This is a genomic window from Rhodococcus sp. JVH1 (assembly GCF_000280725.2).
GTDB classification, from domain to species: domain Bacteria; phylum Actinomycetota; class Actinomycetes; order Mycobacteriales; family Mycobacteriaceae; genus Rhodococcus_F; species Rhodococcus_F jostii_A.
Genome location: NZ_CP166289.1, coordinates 7,698,350 through 7,721,803 on the forward strand (window position 1 = coordinate 7,698,350; position 23,454 = coordinate 7,721,803).

General features: G+C 68.7%; 2 protein-coding genes (1 of these 2 running past the window's edge). One reads left to right on the forward strand and one right to left on the reverse strand.

What is annotated here, in order from left to right; translation table 11 throughout:
* On the forward strand, window positions 1–2,808 hold the full coding sequence (locus JVH1_RS36290) for a non-ribosomal peptide synthetase (RefSeq protein ID WP_009472791.1): 2,808 nt from the start codon (window positions 1–3) through the stop codon (window positions 2,806–2,808).
* Here the strand turns inward: JVH1_RS36290 and JVH1_RS36295 are convergent.
* Window positions 2,784–23,454 carry the 3' portion of a non-ribosomal peptide synthase/polyketide synthase gene (locus tag JVH1_RS36295; protein ID WP_371113075.1) on the reverse strand. Its footprint extends 5,945 nt past the window's final position, so only the last 20,671 of its 26,616 coding nucleotides appear in the window; the start codon falls outside the window, past its right edge; it ends in the stop codon at window positions 2,784–2,786. The genes JVH1_RS36290 and JVH1_RS36295 overlap by 25 nt on opposite strands.

The window sequence follows — 23,454 nt, forward strand, 5'->3', positions numbered from 1 at the left end:
GTGCGCACGGCGTTCGGCCATGCGATGACGGTGCGGGTGCCCCGCGGAGTGAGCTCGGACATGCTTGCGGTGCGGTGGGGTACGGCGTCCCGTCGCTGGTGGGAGCGCGCGACCAGGCCGTCGCGTCTATGGGTGGTGGATGTTCCGGCCGGTTCGGCGTCGGAGGAGGCACGACGCCGGCTTGCCGCCGAGTGCCGGCGGCCCGTCGCTGTCGATGGTCCGGCGGTGCGCGCAGTCGTGATGCAGTACCTCGACCAGGTGGCCGATCTGGTCGTGGTCGCCGATCGGCGTGATCTCGACACTGCCTCGCTCACGCTCGTGTGTGACGTGCTCGTCGGCGTGCGCGACGCCGACACGGTGACCGCGAATCCCGTTGGTCGACATCGGCACGGTCGGGCACTGGGCGGATGGAGCGCGGAGGTACTGCGTTCCTCCCACCCGCTGGTCGCGGCCCGTGAGGATATGACGGCGACGGTGGCCGCTGCCGCCGCGGTGGTGACCGGTAGGCGTGACGACCTCTCCGTGGTCACGGTTCCGGTGTGGCGGGTCGACCGGACGCGGCCGCCCCGAATGCTCGGCGGATTCGAGAACTGGGTCGACCTGGCCTTTCACACTTCCCTGGACCGCACTCTGGTCGAGCTGGCGGAAGAGGTGAAATGCTCACGGCAACAGGAGGTCTCGTGGGAATCCGTGAAGATCGGAGAAATGCGCAGTACGGCAACCGGGGTGCTGGGGACGGTTACACGTGACACCGGACGTGAGTATCTCCCCTGCCAGACGGCGCCGTTTCCGCTGACACTCGTGCCGGTGGCCGACACCGGCGGACACGCCACCCTGGAGGTCTACGCCGACCCGGTGTCTGTGGACGCCGACACAGCGGCGAGGTTCGGGCAATGGGTCGCCCGAGTGGTGAACGGACTTCGCGATCCGTCACCGCGACGACGTCGTGTGTTCGGTGCGGCGGTGGCACCGGTGGGTGCCGGTGTGCGAGCGCCTGTCTCCAGCGGGAGAATCGAGGATCTCGTCGTCCGGCACGCTCACGAGCGTCCCGACGCGGTCGCGGTGACCCATGGCCGGCGCACATTGACTTACCGTGCACTCGAGGAGCAGTCGGCCTGGATGGCGCGAGGTCTTCACGATCGGGGAGTCGGCCCGGGGGACCGGGTCGGAATCTGTGTGGATCGGTCGGTCGATCTCGTCGTGACGATGCTTGCGGTGTTGCGCAGCGGTGCGGCGTTCGTTCCGATGGACGTGCGGCATCCTCCGGATCGGCTCGCGTACACGGCGCGTGATGCCGGTGTCCGATTGGTCGTGACCGAGTTGCAGGGCGAAGCCCTGTGGGCCGGAGTACCGGCGGTGACGCCGGCGGAGTTGCCGGGATCGGTATCGGGCCCGGGTGAGGTGGATTGGGCTGTGGGAGGCGACGGCGCCCCCGCCTACGTGGTCTACACGTCGGGGTCGACGGGTCGGCCGAAAGGCGTGGTGATTCCGCACCGTGCCGTGCCGGCGCTGATGTCGGCCACCGCAACCGAATTCGCGCCGACTCCCGGGGACACCTGGTCGATGTTCCATTCGCCCGCCTTCGATTTCTCGGTGTGGGAGATCTGGGGCTCGTTGTCGACCGGTGGCCGACTCGTGATCGTGCCGTACTGGATCTCGCGGTCCCCAGTGGAGTTCCACACATTGCTCGCCGACGAACGCGTCTCCGTCCTCAGTCAAACGCCGTCCGCATTCGTCCTCCTGGCCGCGGCCGACCGGGATCTCGAGCCGCTGTCCGCGCTCCGCCTCGTCGTGTTCGGCGGTGAGACTCTCGACCCCCGGGTGGTACTGCCGTGGCTCGACCGGTATCCGGAATCACGATGCCGGTTGGTGAACATGTTCGGGACGACGGAAACCACCGTGCACGTCACCGCGCACACCGTGACGCGGCGCGACGCCCTGACCGGATCGCGCACGGTGGGGAAACCGCTACCCGGCTGGGAGATGGCGGTCGCGGACGAGTTCGGCGATCCTCTGCCGAACGGCCTGACCGGCGAGATCTACGTCGGCGGGGCCGGTGTCGCGCTCGGGTACCTCGACCGTGCCGGACTGACTGCCTGCCGCTTTGTCGCTGCACCCGGCGGGTCCCGCTGGTATCGAACAGGCGATCGCGGAAGAATCTGTGACGACGGCACTCTCGAGCATCTCGGTCGCCTCGACACCCAGGTCCAGATTCGCGGGTTCCGTGTGGAGCTCGACGAGGTGCGTTCCGTGCTCCTCGACGATCCCGTCGTCACGGCAGCGGCCGTGGTGCCCTCGGGAAGGCCGGAAGACCCGGCCGGAATCGCGCTCGACGCCTACGTCGTCCCGGGCGGGTCCGCTGCGGCCGGGGAGACGGAGACGATCGCAGCGATACGCGAACGCGCGGCCCGATTCCTACCGGAACACATGGTGCCCCGGTCGATCACCCTGGTCGACGCTCTACCGCTCACCATCAACGGAAAGATCGACGTGGCAAGGCTTCCCGCACCCGCCCCGCGGTCTCTGCCGCACAATGTCGTCGAACCGCAGGACGGTGGCCCCCTCACCGATGCGGGAACAGCGCACATGCTCACCGACATCTGGGAGTCGGTGCTGGGAGTCCCGGTCTCGCTGGACGACAACCTCTTCGAGCTCGGGGGGAACTCGCTGTGCGCGATCAAGGCCGACAGCATGATGCGGCGGCTCGGTCTTCCTGCCCTCCCGATGCGGGAGCTGTACCGGCACCCGAGCATCCGCGGAATCTGCGGCACTCTGGCGCGGCTCTACCCGCCCCGCCCGGATAGGTAGTTTTCGACGAGCATGCCGATCGCACGTGCTGGTTTCGGTTGCATCATGTCGTTGTGTCCGCAGTCGACGTGTTCTTCCTGCACGGTGCCGGTAATCGAGTCGCCCCATCCGTCGTGGGGACCGTCCTCAGCGATGAGCAGGAGCGCGTCCCCGCGAAAGACTCTCGGGGCGAATCGCGCCGCTAGCCGGGTCGACCGGTCATATCCCTCGGCGATGCGCCGCAGCTGGTCTGCCGTCATGGCCGCTGCGGGACCGTAGGCCTCGCGGAGGCGGTCGCTGGCGTCGGAGTACGTGAGCGGTCGGGAGTTCGCGCCGGGTCCGACGTCGACCCCCAGCCCACGCAGAAGGTCTCCGGCGTCCAACGGGTCGGGTTCCGCAATCGGTTCGCCCGCATAGCTGTCCAGGAGCACGAGGGACGCGACCTCCTCACCCCGGTCCTGCAGCTCGGTGGCCATGGCATGCGCGATCAGACCGCCGAGCGACCAGCCGAGCAGATGATACGGCCCCGCCGGCTGGACGGCACGGACCTCGTCGAGGTATCGGTGCGCCAGGTCCTCGATCGAGTCGTACTCGGGACCGCCGCCGAGGGAGGGCAACTGCAGTCCCCACACGGGCCGGTCCGGTGAGAGATGGCGCACCATCCCGGTGTACGCCCAGGCCAGGCCCATCCCGGCATGGACGCAGAATAGTGGTGCGAGCCGGTCACCACGGCGCAGCGGCACGAGAACCCGGAGAGCTTCGTCGGTGGTGGCGGGCACTTCTGTGGCGAGGCGGGCCGCGAGCCCCGCGGGAGTGGGGTCCAGGAAGAGCGCGGGAAGCGGCACCGGCCGGCCCAGTCGCCGCTGCAGGTCCGCAGCGACGCGGACCGCGGACAGTGACGTGCCGCCGAGTGCGAAGAAGTCGTCCTCCACTCCGATCGGGCGGTCCTCGCCGATGTCGACGACTTCCGCGAAAGCCTCGACGACCGCCCGCTCCACGGCCGTGGACGGGGCACGGAATCGGTCGGGCCGGGGACCGAACTCGGGTTCGGGGAGGGCCGAGCGGTCGAGCTTGCCGGCCGGGGTCAGTGGCACCTCGTCGAGTACGACGACCGCGGCGGGCACCAGATACGGCGGAAGCTGCGCGGACAACGCCGTGCGCACCGCACTCGCGTCGACGTCCACGCCGGTCGCACCGTGGACATAGGTGACGAGTATCGGTTCCCCGTCCGGTCCGGTTCGCCCGACGGTGGCCGCGAAACCGATGTCCGCGCGCGCCGCGAGGATCGAATCGACCTCGCCCGGCTCGACCCGGAATCCGCGCACCTTGATCTGGAAGTCGGTGCGGCCGAGGTGTTCGAGCGTGAGGTCGGGCCGGGTGCGTACCAGGTCACCGGTGCGGTACATCCGCGACCCGGGGGCGGCGAACGGGCAGGCGACGAAATGGGTCGCCGTCGTGGCCGGGCGGTCGTGGTAGCCGCGGGCCAGACCGGGCCCTGCCAGGTACAGCTCGCCCGGGGTGCCCGGGGGAACGGGATGCAGCCGGGCGTCGAGGACGGCGGCGGTGAACCCGCGGACGGGGCGCCCGATGGTGACGGGTTCCGCCGGTGCCAGTGGTTCACTGACATGCGACCAGATCGTCGTCTCGGTGGGACCGTACGCATCGAGCATGCGCCGGCCGGGTGCCCATCGCCGGGCCAGGTCGGTCGGGCACGGTTCACCGGCGACGACGAGGACCCGCAGCGAGTCGAGTCCCGTCGGTTCGAGCGTGGCGAGCGCGGTCGGGGTTATGAACGCGTGGGTGATCCGCTCAACGGCGAGGATGTCCGCCAGGGCCGACCCGCCGTAGGTCGGCGGGGGTACGAGCACGACCTGGGCACCCGCACAGAACGCCATCGTCAACTCGAACAGCGACGCGTCGAAACTGGGGGACGCGAGGTGCGAGACCCGCGCATCGGGCGTGACGTGGAGGTGGTGACGTTCTTGCTCGAACAGGTTTGCCAGACCCCGGTGCGACACGACCACGCCCTTCGGGGCGCCGGTGGACCCGGACGTGTAGATGAGATAGGCGGGGTTGTCCGTGCGCAGCGGAGCTGTACGGTCGACGTCGGTCACCGGCGTGGAAGGAAAGTGCCGCGTTTGCGTTTCGAAGTCGGGATCATCGAGCACCAGCCACTCGACCGTGTCGGGCAACTGTGCACGATACCCAGCGACGGTGAGGCCGAGCGCAGCGCCGGCGTCGGCGAGCATATGGGCGATCCGGGTGAGCGGATACGTCGGGTCGACGGGTACCGACGCCGCACCCGAGCGGGCGACCGCCCACACGGCACGGACCCACGCGATCGACCGCGGCAATGCCAGGGCGACGACACCCTCTGGGACGGCACCCCGAGCGATGAGCAACCGGGCGAATTGCGCGGAGTCTTCGCCGAGTTGGCGATAGGTGAGCGCGCGACCGGCGTCGGATACGGCCAGCCGGTCGGCGTGCCGCTCCACCGCCTCGGTCAGCAGGTCGGGCCACACCCGCGCCGGGAGGCCGGGCGGTCCGGAGACAGATGTGTCCTCGTCCTCGTCGCCGAGCGTGAGGTCTCCGACCGGGTGGTCCGGGTCGGCGACGACCGCCGCGAGGAGACGGGTCAGACGATCGGCGAAGCCCTGCACGGTCGCGGCGTCGAAGATGTCGGTGGCATAGGTGAATCCGGCGGCGATCCCGTTCGGGTCACCGGACTCGTCGAACGTCTCGGCGACCACCAGTTCCAGATCGACCTTGACGACGGGCGGCGTGTACTCGGCGACCGTGACCGTCAGGTCCGGCAGTGTGATCTCTGGTCGCTGGACGCTCTCGAATTCGAGTGACACCTGGAACAGCGGTGAGCGGGAGGTCGACCGCGCCGGATCCACGGCCTCGACGACGCGTTCGAAGGGCAGGTCGGCGTGCAGGAAGGCGCCGAGGTCGACGTCCCTGGTGCGGTCGAGTACCTCGGTGAACGACCGGGAGCCGTCGACCGGCGTGCGCAGGACGAGTGTGTTGACGAACATGCCGACGAGTTGGTCCAGCCGGGGATCGGGGCGGCCGGCGACGGGGGTGCCGATCACGATGTCGGAACTCCCGCTGAGGCGGGCGAGGAGGACGGCGAATACCGCGTGGATCGCCATGAAGAGCGTCGAGTTGTTCTGCCGCGCGAGCGCCGATAGTGACCGGTGCAGGTCCCGTCCGATGTGGAACGCGACCCGATCCCCGTGGTGGGTGCGGTGGGTGGGTCGGGGTCGGTCGGTGGGGAGGGGGAGGGTGTCGGGGAGGTTGGTGAGTGTGGTGGTCCAGTAGGTGGTTTGGGTGTGGGTGGTGGGGGTGGGGTGTTGGGGTGTGCCGAGGAGTTGGTGTTGCCAGTGGGTGTAGTCGGTGTAGGTGAGGGGTAGGGGTGTGGGGTGGGGTGGTTGGTGGTGGGTGTGGGCGGTGTAGGCGGTGGTGAGGTCGTGGGTGAGTGGGGTGAGGGAGTGGCCGTCGGCGGCGATGTGGTGGAGGACGAGGGTGAGGGTGTGGTGGGTGTTGTCGAGTTGGTAGAGGTGGGTGTGGAGGGGGGTGTCGGTGGTGAGGTCGAAGGGTTGGGTGGTGTCGGTGTTGATGTGTTGGGGGAGTTGGGTTTCGGTGGTGGGGGTGGGTGTGAGTGGTGGGGTTGTGGGGTGGGGGTGGATGTGTTGGGTGGGGTGTCCGTGGTGGAGGGGGTAGGTGGTGTGGAGGGGTTGGTGGCGGTGGATGAGGTCGGTGAGGGCGTGGTGGAGGGCGGTGGTGTCGAGGTGGCCGGTGAGGTGGAGGGTGAGGGGGATGTTGTAGGTGGGGGTGGTGGTGTCGTATTGGTTGAGGAACCAGATGCGTTGCTGGGCGGGCGATAACGGCACGAACTCGGGTTGGGGCCCCGGAGTGGGCACCGGCAGCGGGGCGTCGTTCGAGTCGTGGTCGAGGTGGGTGGACAGGACCCGCGGTGTCCGGTCCTCGAACAAGGTCCGGACGTCGATGTGGGTGTGCAGCGTCGAATTGACCCGTGCCACGACCCGTGTCGCCGTCAGCGAGTTCCCGCCCGCCTCGAAGAAGTTGTCGTCGACACCGACGTGCTCGAGCCCCAGAACGGCCGCGAATGCGTTCGCGATGGTCTCCTCGACGGGCGACGTCGGTCGGTGGGCGGGATCGGCCGGGGAGTCGAACCGGGGATCGGGCAGTTCGGCGCGATCGAGTTTGCCGACGGGGGTCAGCGGGATCCGGTCGATCGGCACGATCGCGCTGGGCACCATGTGAGCCGGAAGTCGTTCGGTGAGATAGGCCGAGAGTAGTGCCGGGGCGAGTTCCGCGGAACCGACGACGTAGGAGACGAGGATCGGGTCCCCGGCGGGTCCGGTGCGGGTGAGTGTCGCGGCGTATTCCACGTCCGGGTGGGCACCGAGGACGGCGTCGACCTCGGCGGGTTCGATGCGGAACCCGCGCACTTTCACCTGGAAGTCGGCGCGGCCGAGGTACTCGACCACCCGACCGCCGGACGTGTCGGCGATCCAGCGGACGATGTCGCCGGTCCGGTACATCCGCTCGCCCGCCGGCCCGTATGGAGCGGCGACGAAGCGTCCTGCGGTCAGCCCCGGCCTCCGGTGGTATCCGCGGGCCAGACCCGGCCCGGCAATGTACAACTCACCCGGAACGCCGTCCGGGACCGGTTGCAGCCGCGCATCCAGCACCACTTCCTCCGCACCGGCGATCGGGCCGCCGATCGTCACGTCGGACCCGGGTGCGAGCGGCGCGCTGATGTTGGACATCACGGTGGTTTCGGTGGGGCCGTAGCCGTTCCGCAGAGCACGGCCACGGGACCACCGGGTCACCAGACCGGGCGGACACGCTTCTCCGGCCGCGAGAATCTCGCCGAACCCGTCGTATCCGTCGAGATCATCGGGATCGGCCGAGGCTAGTGCGGCAGTCGGGACGAAGGCATGCGTCACCCGTTCGGCGGCGACGAAGCGGGACAGCTCCGTGCCGCCGACGATTGTCGGCGGGCTGATCACCAGAGTCGCGCCACAGCCGAACGCCAGTAGATAGTCGAACACCGATCCGTCGAATGAGGGTGACGAGAAGTGGAGCACGCGCGAGTGCCGCCCCGGACCGAGGCCGGCCGCCTGCGCCGCAGCGAGCATGGCCAGCCCGCGGTGCGGAACCACCACGCCCTTCGGGACACCGGTCGATCCGGACGTGTAGATCATGTATGCGGGATGGTCGGGTCGCAATGGCCGGCGGCGATCGGCATCACCGAGGGCGCCGCTCGGCTGTTGTTCGACCATCGTGACCGTCCCGGGTTCGTCCAGGACGAGCCATGGCACCGTGGCCGGCAGCCGCTCACGTTGCGGTGTCAGTGTGACGCCGAGCGCGACACCCGAATCGGCGATCATGTCGGTGATGCGTGCGGCGGGATAACCCGGGTCGATCGGGACGAAAGCGGCCCCGGTCTTGGTGATCGCCCAGACCGCAAGCACGGAGTCGGCGGAACGGGGAATCGCCAGGGCAACGTAGCGCTCCGGGCCGGCGCCACGCGTGATCAGCAGGCGCGCGAGCCGGTTCGACGCCTCGTCGAGGTCGCGGTAACTCACAGCGCGACCGGAGTCTTCGAGCGCGACGGCGTCCGGATCGAGGGCTGCGGCGTCGGTGACGATCGTCGCGAGCGTGCGGGTGGCGGGTGCGGGACCGCCGCGCACGGGCGCGAGCGCACGGAACTCGTCGTCGCCGAGAAGCCGCACCGACGCCACGGTCGTGTCCGGTGCCGTCGCGATGACGTCCAGTGCCCGGCACATGTGGGCCGCGATCGCCTCGGTGTCGTTGCGGCTGAGGAACTCCGGCAGAAACTCGAACTTGAGGTGGAGTGTGGTGTCGGTGGTGGCGGCGAGTGCGAGGGGGTAGTGGGTGGCGTCGGTGGCGGAGGTGGTGGTGATGGTGAGGTCGGTGGGTGGGGTGGTGGTGTGGTGGGGGTAGTTCTCGTGGACGGTGATGGTGTCGAAGGTGGTGGCGTGGGGGTTGGGGATGTGGGTGAGGGGGAGGTGGTGGTGGTCGAGGAGTTGTGTGTGGGTGGTGTGGGTGCGGGTGAGGAGGGTGGTGAGGGTGTCGGTGGGGTGGAGGGTGATGCGGACGGGGATGGTGTTGATGAAGAGTCCGATCATGGTTTCGATTCCGGGGATGTGGGGTGGGCGTCCGGAGACGGTGGTGCCGAAGGTGATGTCGGTGGTGCCGGTGTGGGTGGCGAGGACGAGGGCCCAGGCGGTGTCGATGATGGTGTGGAGGGTGAGGTCGTGGGTGCGGGCCACCGTCCGCAACGCATCGGTGTGCTCCCTTGACAGCGAGACCCGATACTCCTCGGGGAAAGTGGATGGGACGCGGCCGCGTGCGGACGGCACCAGGATCGTCGGTCCTTCCAGTCCGTCGAGGACGTCGGCCCACGCGGCCCGGCTCTCCTCGAGGGACTGCTGGGTGAGCCACTCCAGGTAGCGGCGATACGGGAGGGGTCGAGGCACAGCGCCGGGGTCGGTGTGGTGCTCGTACAACTGGAGGAGTTCGTGCAGGAGAAGGGGCGTCGACCAGCCGTCGAGCAGGATGTGGTGATGAGTGAGGGCGACCTGGTGGTGGGTCGGTCCGTGGGTGATGAGCGTGAGCCGGAGCAGGGGTGGCGCGGTCAGGTCGAACGCGGTGGTGCGGTCGGCGGTGACGATGTCGTGAGCGACCGTCCCGTCGCGCTCGTCGCTGAGATCGTGGTGATTCCAGGGAAGTATTGCAGGAGTGATGATTTGAATCGGGGTGCCGTCGGGAGTGTGTCCGAAGGCGGCGCGGAGGTTCGGGTGGCGGCCGAGTAAGGCGTCCGCGGCGTCGCGGAGACGGTCGGGATCGAGGGGGCCGTCGATGTCGAGGACGAGTTGCACGACGTAGGTGTCGAGGTCCTGGCTGGTCAATTCGTGGTGGAACAGCAGGCCGGCCTGCAAGGGGGTGAGGGGCCAGACGTCGGTGAGGGTGGGGTAGTGGTGGTGGAGTGCGTCGAGGGCGGGTTGGTCGAGGTGGACGAGGTCGAGGTCGCTGGGGGTGAGTCGGCCGGCGCCGGGTCGGCTGATGTGGTCGGCGAGGGCGGTGAGCGCTTCGGTCCACAGCTCGGTGAGCTCGGTGACGTCGGCCGCCGGGAGCACACCGGGCGGATACACCCAGGTGGTGCGCAGGATCGGGGCGCCCCCTGACTCGTAGACGTAGGCATTGACGTCGAGAATCGCTGCGACGGGCACGTTTCCGAGAATCGTGGTGTCGAACTCGATGCTGGTTATCGGTTCCCAGCCGGCACCGTTCGAGAGCCCGTGCGGCGGGTAGTCGAATCGGCCGAGGTAGTTGAGGGTGATTTGGGGTTGGGGGAGGTTGCGGAGTTGTGTTGCGGTGTGGGGGTTGAGGTAGCGGAGGGGGCCGTATCCGGTGCCGTGGTCGGGGGTGTTGTGGAGTTGTTCTTTGATGGTGGTGAGGGCGTGTCCGGTGGCGGGTCCGCCGGTGAGGGCGTCGTGGAGGTCGATGTCGGTGAGGTCGAGGAGGGCGGGGTGGATGGTGGTGAACCAGCCGAGAGTGTGGGTGAGGTCGGCGCCGGGGATGTGGGTGTTGGTGCGGCCGTGGCCTTCGATGGTGACGAGCAGGGTGTGGGTGGGGGTGTGGTGTCGGTGGCGCCAGGTGGTGACGGCGAGGGCGAGGGCGGTGAGGAGGGCGTCGTCGATGCCGCAGTGGTAGGTGGTGGGGAGGGTGGTGAGGAGGGTGTGGGTGGTGTGGGGTGGGAGTTCGGTGGTGGTGTGGGTGGTGGTGTGTTCGGTGTCGTGGGTGGGGTCGAGGGGTCTGGTGCCGAGTGGGGGGTCGGGGGTGGTGAGGATGGTGCGCCAGTGGGGGAGTTCGTGGGTGTGGTGGGTGGTGGTGTCGGTGAGGGCGTGGGCGTAGCGGCGGGCGCTGGTGGTGACGGGTGGGAGTGTGGGGGTGGTGCCGGTGGTGTGGGCGTGGTGGGCGGTGGCGAGGTCGGGGATGAGGATGCGCCAGGAGACGCCGTCGATGGCGAGGTGGTGGATGGTGAGGAGGAGGTGTCCGGGTTGGGTGTGGGGGTCGAGCCAGACGAGTTGGAGCATGATCCCGTTCTCGGGATCGAGTCGGTGCGTTGCGGCGTCGAGTTGCGCGCGTGCCGTCGCGGCGAGGTCGTTGTCCGAGTGCGTCTCGACCGCGACGTGGGTGATGAGGGGTGCGGCGGCGATTGTTCCGGCCGGTGGGATCTCGAGGACGGTGTCCTGGTCCGTTTTTCCGCGCCGGAGTCGGGCTCGGAGCATGTCGTGGTGGTCGAGGACCGTCTGCACGGTGGCGGTGAGAGTGTCGGTGTTCAGGTCGGGTGGGGCGGTGAGCAGGACCGATTGGCAGAACGTGTCGAGGTCGCCCCCGCGCTCGAGCAACCACCGCGCGATCGGCACGAGCGGTGCGGTCCCGACGCCACCGCCGGGAAGCTCGGCCAGCACGTCCTGCTTCACGGTGGCGGCGACCTCGGCGAGTGCGGCCACGGTCTGGTGCTCGAAAATGTCTCGGGGATTGACGAAGACACCGTCCTCGTGGGCGCGGGACACCAACTGAATCGCCATGATGCTGTCGCCACCGAGTGCGAAGAAGGACTCGTCGGCACTCACGGACGGCACGCCGAGGACCTCCGCAAAAATCTCGGCGAGGGCCAACTCGCTCGCGGTCACCGGGGCGCGACCCGTAGAGACGCGTTCGGCGAAGTCGGGTGCGGGCAACTGTCGGCGATCGAGCTTGCCGTTCGGGGTCAGCGGCAGGCGGTCCAGGACCACGAGCGTCGCAGGCACCATGTGCGGTGCGAGAATCGTTCGGGCGAAGCCGAGGACCCGATCGATGTCGACAGCCCTCGTCTGTTCACCGTCCCGGACGGGTACGACGTACCCGATCAGGCGCTCGGTGCCTCGGTCGTCGGGACGGACCGACACCGCGGCCTGTGCGACATCCGGGTGGCGGACGAGCGTGGCCTCGACCTCTCCGGGCTCGATCCGGTAGCCGTGTAGCTGAACTTGGGCGTCACTACGTCCGAGGAACTCGAGTTGGCCCTGCGCGTTCCAGCGTGCGAGGTCACCGGTGCGATACATGCGTCCTCCGCGCCCGGCCGGGTCCGCCACGTACCGGGTCACCGTCAGCCCGGATCGGTGCAGGTACCCACGGGTGACCTGGTTCCCGGCAACGTACATCTCGCCGGTCACTCCGGTGGGTACCGGGTGGAGCCGCCGGTCGAGGACGTACACGCGCAGTCCCGGAATCGCCCGGCCGATGACCGACCGCGCAGCGGGACGAGGGTCGCCGAGGGGATGCCTGGTCACGTGCACGGTGGTCTCGGTGATGCCGTACATGTTCACGAGCTGGGGTCGGGTGTGATCGTGCCGGTCGAGCCAGTCGACGAGGTGACCGTGCTCGAGGGCTTCGCCGCCGAAGACGACGTACCGCAACGCCAGGTCGGTCGGCTGGTTCCGTTCCGCCGTGGCCAACTGGGCGAACGCGGTGGGAGTCTGGCACAGGACCGTCACCCGCTCGCGGCGGAGCAGGCTCAGGAACTCGTCGGGTGCGCGGGCGGTGACGGTGTCGACGATGACCAGTCGGCCCCCGTGCAGGAGGGCGCCCCACAACTCCCATACCGAGAAGTCGAAGGCGGCCGAGTGGAAGAGCATCCACACGTCGGTCTCGGCGAAATCGAACGCAGTCCGGGTGTTGTCGAACAGTGTCGTGAGATTACGGTGTGTCACCACGACACCTTTCGGGCGTCCGGTCGACCCCGACGTGTACACGACGTACGCGACCGCGTCGGGGGTGAGCGCGGCCCGTCTCTCGGGATCGGTGATCGGATCCGGCGACAGATCCAGCAGGTGTGCGCGTGTGTCCGCGTCGTCGACGAGCACGGTGGGAAGGTCCCAGCGCAGTCGGGCCGCGTGGTCGGTCGTGGAGACGAGACACACCGGGGCGGCGTCGGACATCGTGGCGTCGAGCCGGTCGGCCGGGTGACCGACGTCGAGGGCGAGGTAGCCGGCTCCCGCTTGCTGTGCGGCCAGCAGGGCGACGACCAGATCGATTGAGGGTGGCAGTGCTACGGCGACGACCGTGTCGGGGGCGGCGCCCAGTTCGACGAGATGCCGGGCGAGTCGGTAGACGCGGGCACCGAGTGCCGCGTAGGTGAGCGTTTCGCCGGTATCGGTCAGCGCCGATTCGTCGGCGAAGCGGCGGACGGACCGAGTGAACCGGTCGGCGAGTATGGCCTCGACTGGCTCCGCCGGCGGCGAAGGTGTGCTCGACCCGGTCGTCAGCGCGGTCCGTTCGGTGGCGTCGAGGAGGTCGACGTCCCCGACTGGCCGGCCGGGGTCCGCGGTCACCGAGTCGAGGAGCCGGAGGAAGCGCGCGGCGACACCCTCGACGGTGGTGCGGTCGAAGATGTCGGTGGCATAGGTGAACGCGGCCGACAGGCCGGGGTTCGCGGCGTCCGCATGCTCGCGGAGGGTGAGCTGAAGGTCGAACTTCGCGAGGGGCGGAGTGTCCTCGGCGACCGTTACCGTCAGGTCCGGCAGTTCGAGGTGGAGTGGTACCTCGGTCCCATAGTCGATCAGGACCTGGAACAACGGTGTGTGCGTCGTGGACCGCTCCGGTGCCAGGATGTCGACAAGCATCTCGAAGGGCAGGTCGGCGTGCATGAATGCACCGAGGTCCGCGTCGCGGGTTCTGGTCAGGACTTCGCGGAACGAACCGGCCGAGTCGACCGGGGTCCGGAGGACGAGCGTCCCGACGAACATGCCGACGAGTTGGTCCAGCCGGGGATCGGGGCGGCCGGCGACGGGGGTGCCGATGACGACGTCGTCCGTGTCGCACAGGCGCGCGAGCAGCGCGGCGAAGGCCGCATGCAGAGTCATGAACGTGGTCGCCCCGGTACTCCGCGCCAGCGCACGCAGGCGGTGGTGTACGTCGGCGGGGATCTCGAAGCGGATGGACTCCCCGTGGTGGGTGCGGTGGGTGGGTCGGGGTCGGTCGGTGGGGAGGGGGAGGGTGTCGGGGAGGTTGGTGAGTGTGGTGGTCCAGTAGGTGGTTTGGGTGTGGGTGGTGGGGGTGGGGTGTTGGGGTGTGCCGAGGAGTTGGTGTTGCCAGTGGGTGTAGTCGGTGTAGGTGAGGGGTAGGGGTGTGGGGTGGGGTGGTTGGTGGTGGGTGTGGGCGGTGTAGGCGGTGGTGAGGTCGTGGGTGAGTGGGGTGAGGGAGTGGCCGTCGGCGGCGATGTGGTGGAGGACGAGGGTGAGGGTGTGGTGGGTGTTGTCGAGTTGGTAGAGGTGGGTGTGGAGGGGGGTGTCGGTGGTGAGGTCGAAGGGTTGGGTGGTGTCGGTGTTGATGTGTTGGGGGAGTTGGGTTTCGGTGGTGGGGGTGGGTGTGAGTGGTGGGGTTGTGGGGTGGGGGTGGATGTGTTGGGTGGGGTGTCCGTGGTGGAGGGGGTAGGTGGTGTGGAGGGGTTGGTGGCGGTGGATGAGGTCGGTGAGGGCGTGGTGGAGGGCGGTGGTGTCGAGGTGGCCGGTGAGGTGGAGGGTGAGGGGGATGTTGTAGGTGGGGGTGGTGGTGTCGTATTGGTTGAGGAACCAGATGCGTTGCTGGGCAGGCGAGAGCGGTGCGTACTCCGGTTCTTGCGCGGCGGCGGTCAACGGGGGGCGCGGCTCCGGTTGTGTGTCGTCCAGGAGCAGCCGCGCCAGAGCGCGCGGCGTGGGGGCCTCGAACAGGCTCCGTACGGCGAGGTCGGTATGCAGGGTCGTGTTCACACGGGCGACGGCCCGGGTCGCCGTCAGCGAGTCTCCACCTGCCGCGAAGAAGTCGTCGTCCACTCCCAGACTCGACAGGTCGAGTGCCGCGGCGAGGGTTTCCGCGACGGTCTGTTCGAGTGGGGTGGCCGCCGACACCTGCGCGGGGAGCGGGGTGGATCGGAGGGCGCGGAGTGCGTCGCGGTCGAGCTTGCCCGACGGCGTCCGCGGAACCACGTCGATCTCGATGACCGCGGACGGAACGAGCTGTGCGGGAAGCCGACCGGCCAGGTAGTCGCGGAGTTCTCGGGGCCCGGCCGCACCGGCGGTCGTCACGTAGGAGATCAGTGTCGCGTCCTGATCGGTCGTGTCCGGGCCGCCCGTCGAGGGGAGGGTCGCGCTGAACGTGACCGCCGGATGACCGGACAGCACCGCGTCGATCTCGCCGGGTTCGATCCGGTACCCCCGCACCTTCACTTGAGAGTCGGTGCGACCCAGGTACTCGAGGACGGCAGACCCTTCGCGTCCGGTGTTCCAGCGGACGACATCACCGCTTCGATACATGCGACCGCCCGATGGGCCGAACGGATCGGCCACGAAACGGGTGGCGGTGAGTGCGGGCTTGCCGTGGTATCCGCGGGCGATCGCGTCACCCGCGATGTACAACTCGCCCCGGGCCCGGATCGGGACCGGTTGCATTCGAGCGTCGAGTACGACCTCGGTGACGCCGCGGATCGGGCCGCCGATCACATTCGCACCGTCGGCGGCCGGATCGTCCGAGATATCCGCCGCTATCGTACATTCCGTCGGTCCGTACGCGTTGATGAGTCGACAGTGCGGAGTCCACCGGCGGATCACCTCGGGGGTGCACTTCTCACCGCCGGTCACGACGCACTCGAGGTCGTCCAGGCCGTCCGGGTCCAGGGCAGTCAGCGTCGTGGGGGTCAGGAAAGCATGGGTCACCCGGCTGTCGGCGAGATGCCGACGCAGTTCATCCCCGCCGTAGATCGTGGTGGGCACGATCACCGCCGTGGCTCCCGCGGACCACGTGAGCAGATACTCGAGTACCGACGCGTCGAAGCTGGGAGACGCGAAATGCGCCACCCGGGACGCTGCTGTCACCCCGGTACACTCGCGCAACGTGGTTGCGAGAGAGTTCACTCCACGATGACCGACCACCACACCTTTCGGAACCCCGGTGGAGCCGGACGTATAGATCAGGTACGCCGCGTTGTCGGGGCGGATCGTTGGCGCCGGACAAGCCTCCGAAACACCGGCGTGTGGTAGCCGGCCGGCACCCGTGCCCTCGATGTCGATCCACGTGACGGTGTCCGGCAGCGCGTCGCGACGACTGCTCGTGGTGAGCCCGACGAGGACTCCGGAATCGGCGACCATGTGCTGGATGCGGATCTGCGGATACGTCGGGTCGACGGGCACGAACGCGGCGCCGGTTCCGGCGACGGCCCAGACTGCGAGGACTGACTCGAGGGACCGCGGTATCGCGATGGCGACCACACTTTCCGGACCCACACCCGACTCGACGAGACGGTCGGCAAGGAGCAATGCGCGGGCCTCGAGTTCGGCATACGTCAGCCGGCGGGCCCCGTCGTCTACGGCGACGGCGTCGGGCGAGCGCTCGGCGGCGTCCCCGAGGATCGCGCCCAGGGTCCGCGGCTCGTCGGCCGCCTCACCCAGGGCGGGCACCACGGCTCGCTGCTCCGCACCATCGAGAAGGTTCAGGCGGGCGATCGGCAGGGACGCGTCGGATCCCATGGCGACGAGCACACGCGCCAGTTGTCCGAGGATCGCGTCGACGCTGTCGGCGTCGAATGCCGACAGCTGGAAGATGCCCCGCAGGTGGAGTGTGGTGTCGGTGGTGGCGGCGAGTGCGAGGGGGTAGTGGGTGGCGTCGGTGGCGGAGGTGGTGGTGATGGTGAGGTCGGTGGGTGGGGTGGTGGTGTGGTGGGGGTAGTTCTCGTGGACGGTGATGGTGTCGAAGGTGGTGGCGTGGGGGTTGGGGATGTGGGTGAGGGGGAGGTGGTGGTGGTCGAGGAGTTGTGTGTGGGTGGTGTGGGTGCGGGTGAGCAGGGTGGTGAGGGTGTCGGTGGGGTGGAGGGTGATGCGGACGGGGATGGTGTTGATGAAGAGTCCGATCATGGTTTCGATTCCGGGGATGTGGGGTGGGCGTCCGGAGACGGTGGTGCCGAAGGTGATGTCGGTGGTGCCGGTGTGGGTGGCGAGGACGAGGGCCCAGGCGGTGTCGATGATGGTGTGGAGGGTGAGGTCGTGGATGCGGGCCACGGTCCGCAACGCATCCGTCTCGGCGGCCGTCAGTGCCACCACGCGCTCCGCGCAGGGACCCGGATCCCGGTGAGGTTCGAGGCCCGGTGCGAGCCGCGTAGCGTCCTCGACACCCTCGAGCGCACGACTCCACGCGGCGACGGACGCCGAGACGTCGCGTGTGCCCAGCCATTCGAGGAAATCACGGTACGGCCGCACCGGCGCAAGCGCATCGGGATCCGCGTGGCTCTCATAGAGCTGGAGAAGTTCGTGCAGCAGTAGTGGGGTGGACCAGCCGTCGAGTACCAGATGATGGTTGGTGAGCACCAGATGGTGGTCGTCGGGGCCGGTCGTCACGAGGGTGAATCGCAGGAGAGGCGGCTCGGCCGGGTCGAACGGCGCGGCGCGGTCCGCGGTGACGATGTCGCCGAGTTCTGCGGCGGGACGGTGTGCGGTGGTGACGTCGTGGTGCGCCCAGGCGAGAGCAGTGGTCGTCACGACCTGTACCGGTGTGCCGTCCGCCGTGTGAGTGAAGGCCGCGCCCAGGTTCGGATGACGACCGAGCAAGGCTGCCCCGGCGTCGCGTAGACGGTCGGCGTCGAGGGGTCCGCTGATGTCGAGGACGAGTTGGACGACGTATGCGTCGGCAGCGGGGCCGCCGAGTTCGGCGTGGAACAGTAGACCGGCCTGCAAGGGGGTGAGGGGCCAGACGTCGGTGAGGGTGGGGTAGTGGTGGTGGAGTGCGTCGAGGGCGGGTTGGTCGAGGTGGACGAGGTCGAGGTCGCTGGGGGTGAGCCGGCCGGCGCCGGGTCGGCTGATGTGGTCGGCGAGGGCGGTGAGCGCTTCGGTCCACAGCTCGGTGATGTCGTCGACATCGGTTGCGGCAAGGACACCGGCGGCGTAGGACCATGTCGCCGTCAGCCGTGCAGCGCCCTCCGTGACGACCGTCGCGGCATCGATTGTCAGGACGGCTGCAGCAGCAAGGTCCGAGTCGGGTCGTCGGCTGAGATCCACATCCGTCACGGGCATCCAGCCCGCCTCCGGACGTGACGGCGGGTAGTCGAATCGGCCGAGGTAGTTGAGGGTGATTTGGGGTTGGGGGAGGTTGCGGAGTTGTGTTGCGGTGTGGGGGTTGAGGTAGCGGAGGGGGCCGTATCCGGTGCCGTGGTCGGGGGTGTTGTGGAGTTGTTCTTTGATGGTGGTGAGGGCGTGTCCGGTGGCGGGTCCGCCGGTGAGGGCGTCGTGGAGGTCGATGTCGGTGAGGTCGAGGAGGGCGGGGTGGATGGTGGTGAACCAGCCGAGGGTGTGGGTGAGGTCGGCGCCGGGGATGTGGGTGTTGGTGCGGCCGTGGCCTTCGATGGTGACGAGCAGGGTGTGGGTGGGGGTGTGGTGTCGGTGGCGCCAGGTGGTGACGGCGAGGGCGAGGGCGGTGAGGAGGGCGTCGTCGATGCCGCAGTGGTAGGTGGTGGGGAGGGTGGTGAGGAGGGTGTGGGTGGTGTGGGGTGGGAGTTCGGTGGTGGTGTGGGTGGTGGTGTGTTCGGTGTCGTGGGTGGGGTCGAGGGGTCTGGTGCCGAGTGGGGGGTCGGGGGTGGTGAGGATGGTGCGCCAGTGGGGGAGTTCGTGGGTGTGGTGGGTGGTGGTGTCGGTGAGGGCGTGGGCGTAGCGGCGGGCGCTGGTGGTGACGGGTGGGAGTGTGGGGGTGGTGCCGGTGGTGTGGGCGTGGTGGGCGGTGGCGAGGTCGGGGATGAGGATGCGCCAGGAGACGCCGTCGATGGCGAGGTGGTGGATGGTGAGGAGGAGGTGTCCGGGTTGGGTGTGGGGGTCGAGCCAGACGAGTTGGAGCATGATCCCGTTCTCGGGATCCAAACGTGTGGCGGCAGCACGGGACTCGACCTCGGCCCGGCCCTTCAGGTCGGCCGGATCATCGAGTGCGACCCGGCGGATCAGCGACTCGACCCGTGGAGCCTGGTGGGCGGCCACGACCTCCAACACCGTGTCTTCGTCCGTTGTCCCGCGCCGGAGCCGGGCCCGAAGCATGTCGTGGTGGTCGAGGACCGTCTGCACGGTGGCGGTGAGAGTGTCGGTGTTCAGGTCGGGTGGGGCGGTGAGCAGGACCGATTGGCAGAACGTGTCGAGGTCGCCCCCGCGCTCGAGCAACCACCGCGCCGCCGGTGGCAGCGGGAAGGAGCCGATCCCTCCGCCCGGAAGTTCGGAGAGGACCGCGCGCGGCTCCGGCCGTGTCGAGATCGCGCGCGCGAGCCGGGCGATCGTCTTGTACTCGAACACATCCCGCGGAGTGAGTGCCAGCCCGGCGGTCTTCGCGCGTGCCACCAACTGGATCGCCATGATGCTGTCGCCACCGAGCGCGAAGAATGAGTCGTCGACACCTACGGACTCGAGGCCGAGCACGTCGCGGACGAGGGTTACCAACGACTCCTCGACAGCTGTTCCGGCCGAGCGGAATTCCGCGGCGCGGGTCGTGAAGTCGACGACCGGAAGCGCGTTCCGGTCGACCTTCCCGTGGGGCGTCAACGGCAGCGTGGACAGTGAGATCACCGCGGACGGAACCATGTGCGAGGGAAGAAGTGACCTCGTGTGGTCGAGCAGTTCCTCCTCTGCTACGTCGATGCCGGGGACGGGGACGACATATCCGACGAGGTGGTGTGCGCCGTTGCGATCGGCTCGCGGCACTACCACGGCCTGCGCGATCCCGGGGTGACGCAGGAGGGCGGATTCGACCTCGCCGGGCTCGACGCGGTAGCCGTGGAGCTGAACCTGGAAGTCGGTGCGACCGTGGTAGTCCAGCTGTCCATCGGGGTTCCAGCGGGCCAGGTCTCCGGTTCGGTACATGCGGGAGCCTGGGGCGCCGAACGGATTCGCGACGAACCGTCCGGCCGTGATCCCGGGCCTGCCGAGATACCCCCGCGCCAACTGAGCCCCGCCGAGATACATTTCGCCGGTCACCCCGGGGACGACGGGGTGCAGCCGACCGTCGACGACGTACACCTGTGTATTCCACACCGGCGACCCGATGGGCACAGTGGTGGCAGCTCGAGCGGCTGCGACGTCGTGGTACGTCGCTGTCACGGCCGCCTCCGCGGGACCATACATGTTGCCGAGGCGGACACCCTGCGCGAGCACGCTGCTCGCCGTCCGTGCACTGATCGCCTCACCCCCGGTCAGGACCCGGCGCAGGGACCCTGGGAAGGAGTGCCGATGATCGTTGACGAACACGTCGAGTAGGGAGGGCACGAACTCCACCACTGTGATCTGCATGTCGTCGAGGAGGCCGGACAGATAGTCGAGGTCGAACTGCCGATCCGGCGGCAGGAGGACCAGGACGCTTCCTGAACACAGAGCCGCGAAACACTCCCAGATGGCAACGTCGAAGGCGATCGGCGCCTTCTGTACGGTGCGGTCGTGCTCGTGTATCGGGAGCTGTGCCTGCGACCAGGCCAGCTGATTCGCTATCGCCGCGTGGGATACCGCCACGCCTTTGGGTGCGCCGGTCGAGCCCGATGTGTAGACCACGTAGGCCAGGTTGTCGGGGTGCAGTGATGCGCCGTGGTCCACGTCGGTCACTGGTGCTGTGTCTCGGGCCTCGTGGTCGATGTCGTCGAACCGTGCCACCGGAAGTCCGGTGGGAACGGGTACATCGGCGTCGCCGGTGGTGACGACGAGAGCCGCCGACGCGGATTGGATCAGTGATTCGATGCGGTCGGTGGGGTGGCTGGGATCGAGTGCGAGCACCGCAGCACCGGACTTGACCACCGCGTACATTGCGGCGAGCATCTCGACGGATCGCGGGATGACCAGGGCCACTATGGATTCGGTGCCGATGCCGCGTGCGAGGAAGGAATGCGCCAGCCGGGTGGACCAGGTGTCGAGTTCGGCGTAGGTGAGGATTCGATCCTCCCCGCGGACGGCCGGGGCATCGGGTGTCGCAGCGACCTGGGCCTCGAACAGGTCCACGATCGTCGTGGCCGGAAGGTCGTGGGCCGTGGCGTTCCACCGGTCGAGGACGAGCCCGCGTTCGGCGTCGTCGAGGATGTCGACGTCGCCCACCACCGTCTCGGGATTCGTCAGGGCGGCGGTGATCACCCGAAGGAGCCGGCTGGAGAAGGCACGGATCGTGCCGGCGTCGAACAGGTCGGTGGCATAGACGATCTGCCCGCTGATACCCGTAAGTGAACCGTCCTCGGCCGGTTGTTCACGCACCACCACATTCAGGTCGAACGGCGACACCCGGGGCTCGAGGTCCGTGACATGAGCCTCGAGGCCGGGCAATCCGAGGCATGGTGGCTCGATGTTCTGGAACGACAGCATGACCTGGAACAACGGATGAAGGGCCGCCGAACGCGGTGGGTGAAGTTCGTCCACGAGGGTTTCGAACGGGATGTCGGCGTGCGCGAAGGCCGCCAGATCGGCGTCGCGCACCGCCGCCACGACGGCACCGAACGGTGACGCCGGATCGACGGTCGTGCGCAGAACGAGTGTGCCGACGAACATACCGACCAGGGGATCGAGTGTCAGTTCGCCGCGGCCGGCGGTCGGCGATCCGACGACGACGTCCGTGGTGGAGGCGAGCCGGGACAGCAATACGGCCAGGGCCGCGTGGATGACGACGAAAGTCGTCGTGTCGTGGGCACGGGCGAAGTCGATGAGCCGGCGGTGCGTCCTTTCGGGCATCACGAACGGCACCGCTGCGGCCCGGTACGACGCGGTGGCGGGACGTGGCCGATCCAGCGGCAACTCCAACCGTTCGGGAAGATCGGCGAGCGCCGTGCGCCAGAAGTCGAGTTGCCGTGCCACCGGCGACGCCGGGTTGGTCACGGATCCGAGGACCTCCCGCTGCCACACCGCGAAATCCGAGAACCGGACGGGCAACGGCTCCCACACGGGAGCACGGCCGACGCGGCGCGCGGTGTACGCGGTGGAGAGGTCGCGCGCCAGGGGAGCCAGTGAGGACCCGTCGGCGACGATGTGGTGCACGACGACGGCCAGGACATGGGCGTGGTCGTCGAGTTGCCACAGTCGGACGCGTACCGGCGGACGGACCGTGACGTCGAACCCCTCGGCGACGACTTCGTCGACGAGGCCGGAGACACGCGCTGCGTCGGCCACGGGAATCGGTGCCAGATCGACCGGCACGCTCTCGGCGGGGACGACGACCTGCACCGGTCCGGTGTCGGTCAAGGGGTAGAGGGTCCGCAACGGTTCGTGCCGCACGAGGACGTCGATCAGGGCAGCGTGTAGCGCGGGGACGTCGAGGAGACCGGTCAGCCGGACCACCATCGGAACGTTGTAGACGGCCGACGTCACGTCGAACTGGTTGACGAACCACATACGCTGCTGCGCGAACGACACCGGTGCGGGTTCGGTATGGGCCCGTGGTCCCAGGGCGGGTCTGTCCGGGTGCACCTCGCTCGCATCGAGGACGGTGGCGAGTCCGCGTACCGTGGGCGCCTCGAAGAGGGAGCGGATTCCGATCCTGGTTCCGAACGCCGAATCGATTCGGGCGACCACTTTCGCCGCGTCGAGCGACGTGCCACCCAGTTCGAAGAAGTTGTCGTCGACACCGACGCCACCGATACCGAGAACCTGGGCGATCACCCTCGACACCGTCTTCTCGGTCGGGGTGGCCGGGGCGTGGTAGACGGGTGCGTGCCGCAGCTCCTCGGGAACGGGAAGGGCGTCGAGGTCGACGTCCCCCGTCTCGGTGACGGGCAGTCGGTCGAGGACGACGACCGCGCCCGGGACCCAGGGCGGGGGCAAGATCATGGCGGCGTGGGCGCGGACCTCGGAGATGGTCGTCGTCGATCCGGGTGCCGGCACGACATACGTCACAAGGGCGGGCTTTCCGGCGCGAGGGGTGTGGTCGACGGTGACGGCATTCGCGACCTGCGGGTGCGCGGTGAGGACGGTGTCGATGTCGCCGAGCGGGATGCGGTATCCGCGCAGTTCGGACTGGAAATCGCGGCGCCACAGAATGTTCAGGCCTCCGGTCGGCGTGAGGCAAGCGGCATCGCCGGTGCGGAGCATGCGTTCGCCGGGCGGGCCGAAGGGACTCGCCACGAAGTGGGTGCTCGTCGCTGCGGCCCGGCGATGGTAGCCACGAGCGAGCGTGGGTCCACCGATGTACAACTCACCGACGACGCCGGGTGGGACAGGCGCGAGGCGGTCGTCGAGGACCGCGAATCTTCGTCCTCGCGCGGGCCGGTATTCCATCCGGTCGGCACCGGCTTCCGGTGCACGATCGGTGGCGGCGGCGAACCAGACGGCCTCCACGGACGCGTAGACGGCGACAACTTCAGGGGCAGCCACGACCGCGGCGTCGACGGGGTCACCGGTGAGCAGGACCGAGCGAAGTTCGTCCGCCACCGGCGCGGATTCCCTTGCTCGGGACAGGTGCTCGTACGCGGCCGGGGTCTGGGCGACCATGTTCACGCCGCGGCGGTGCAACAAGTCGGCCAGGGCGGACGGTGCGGAGGCAGTGGCGTCGTCGACCACCTCCAGCCGACCTCCATGGAGGAATGCGCTCCACGGGGTCAGG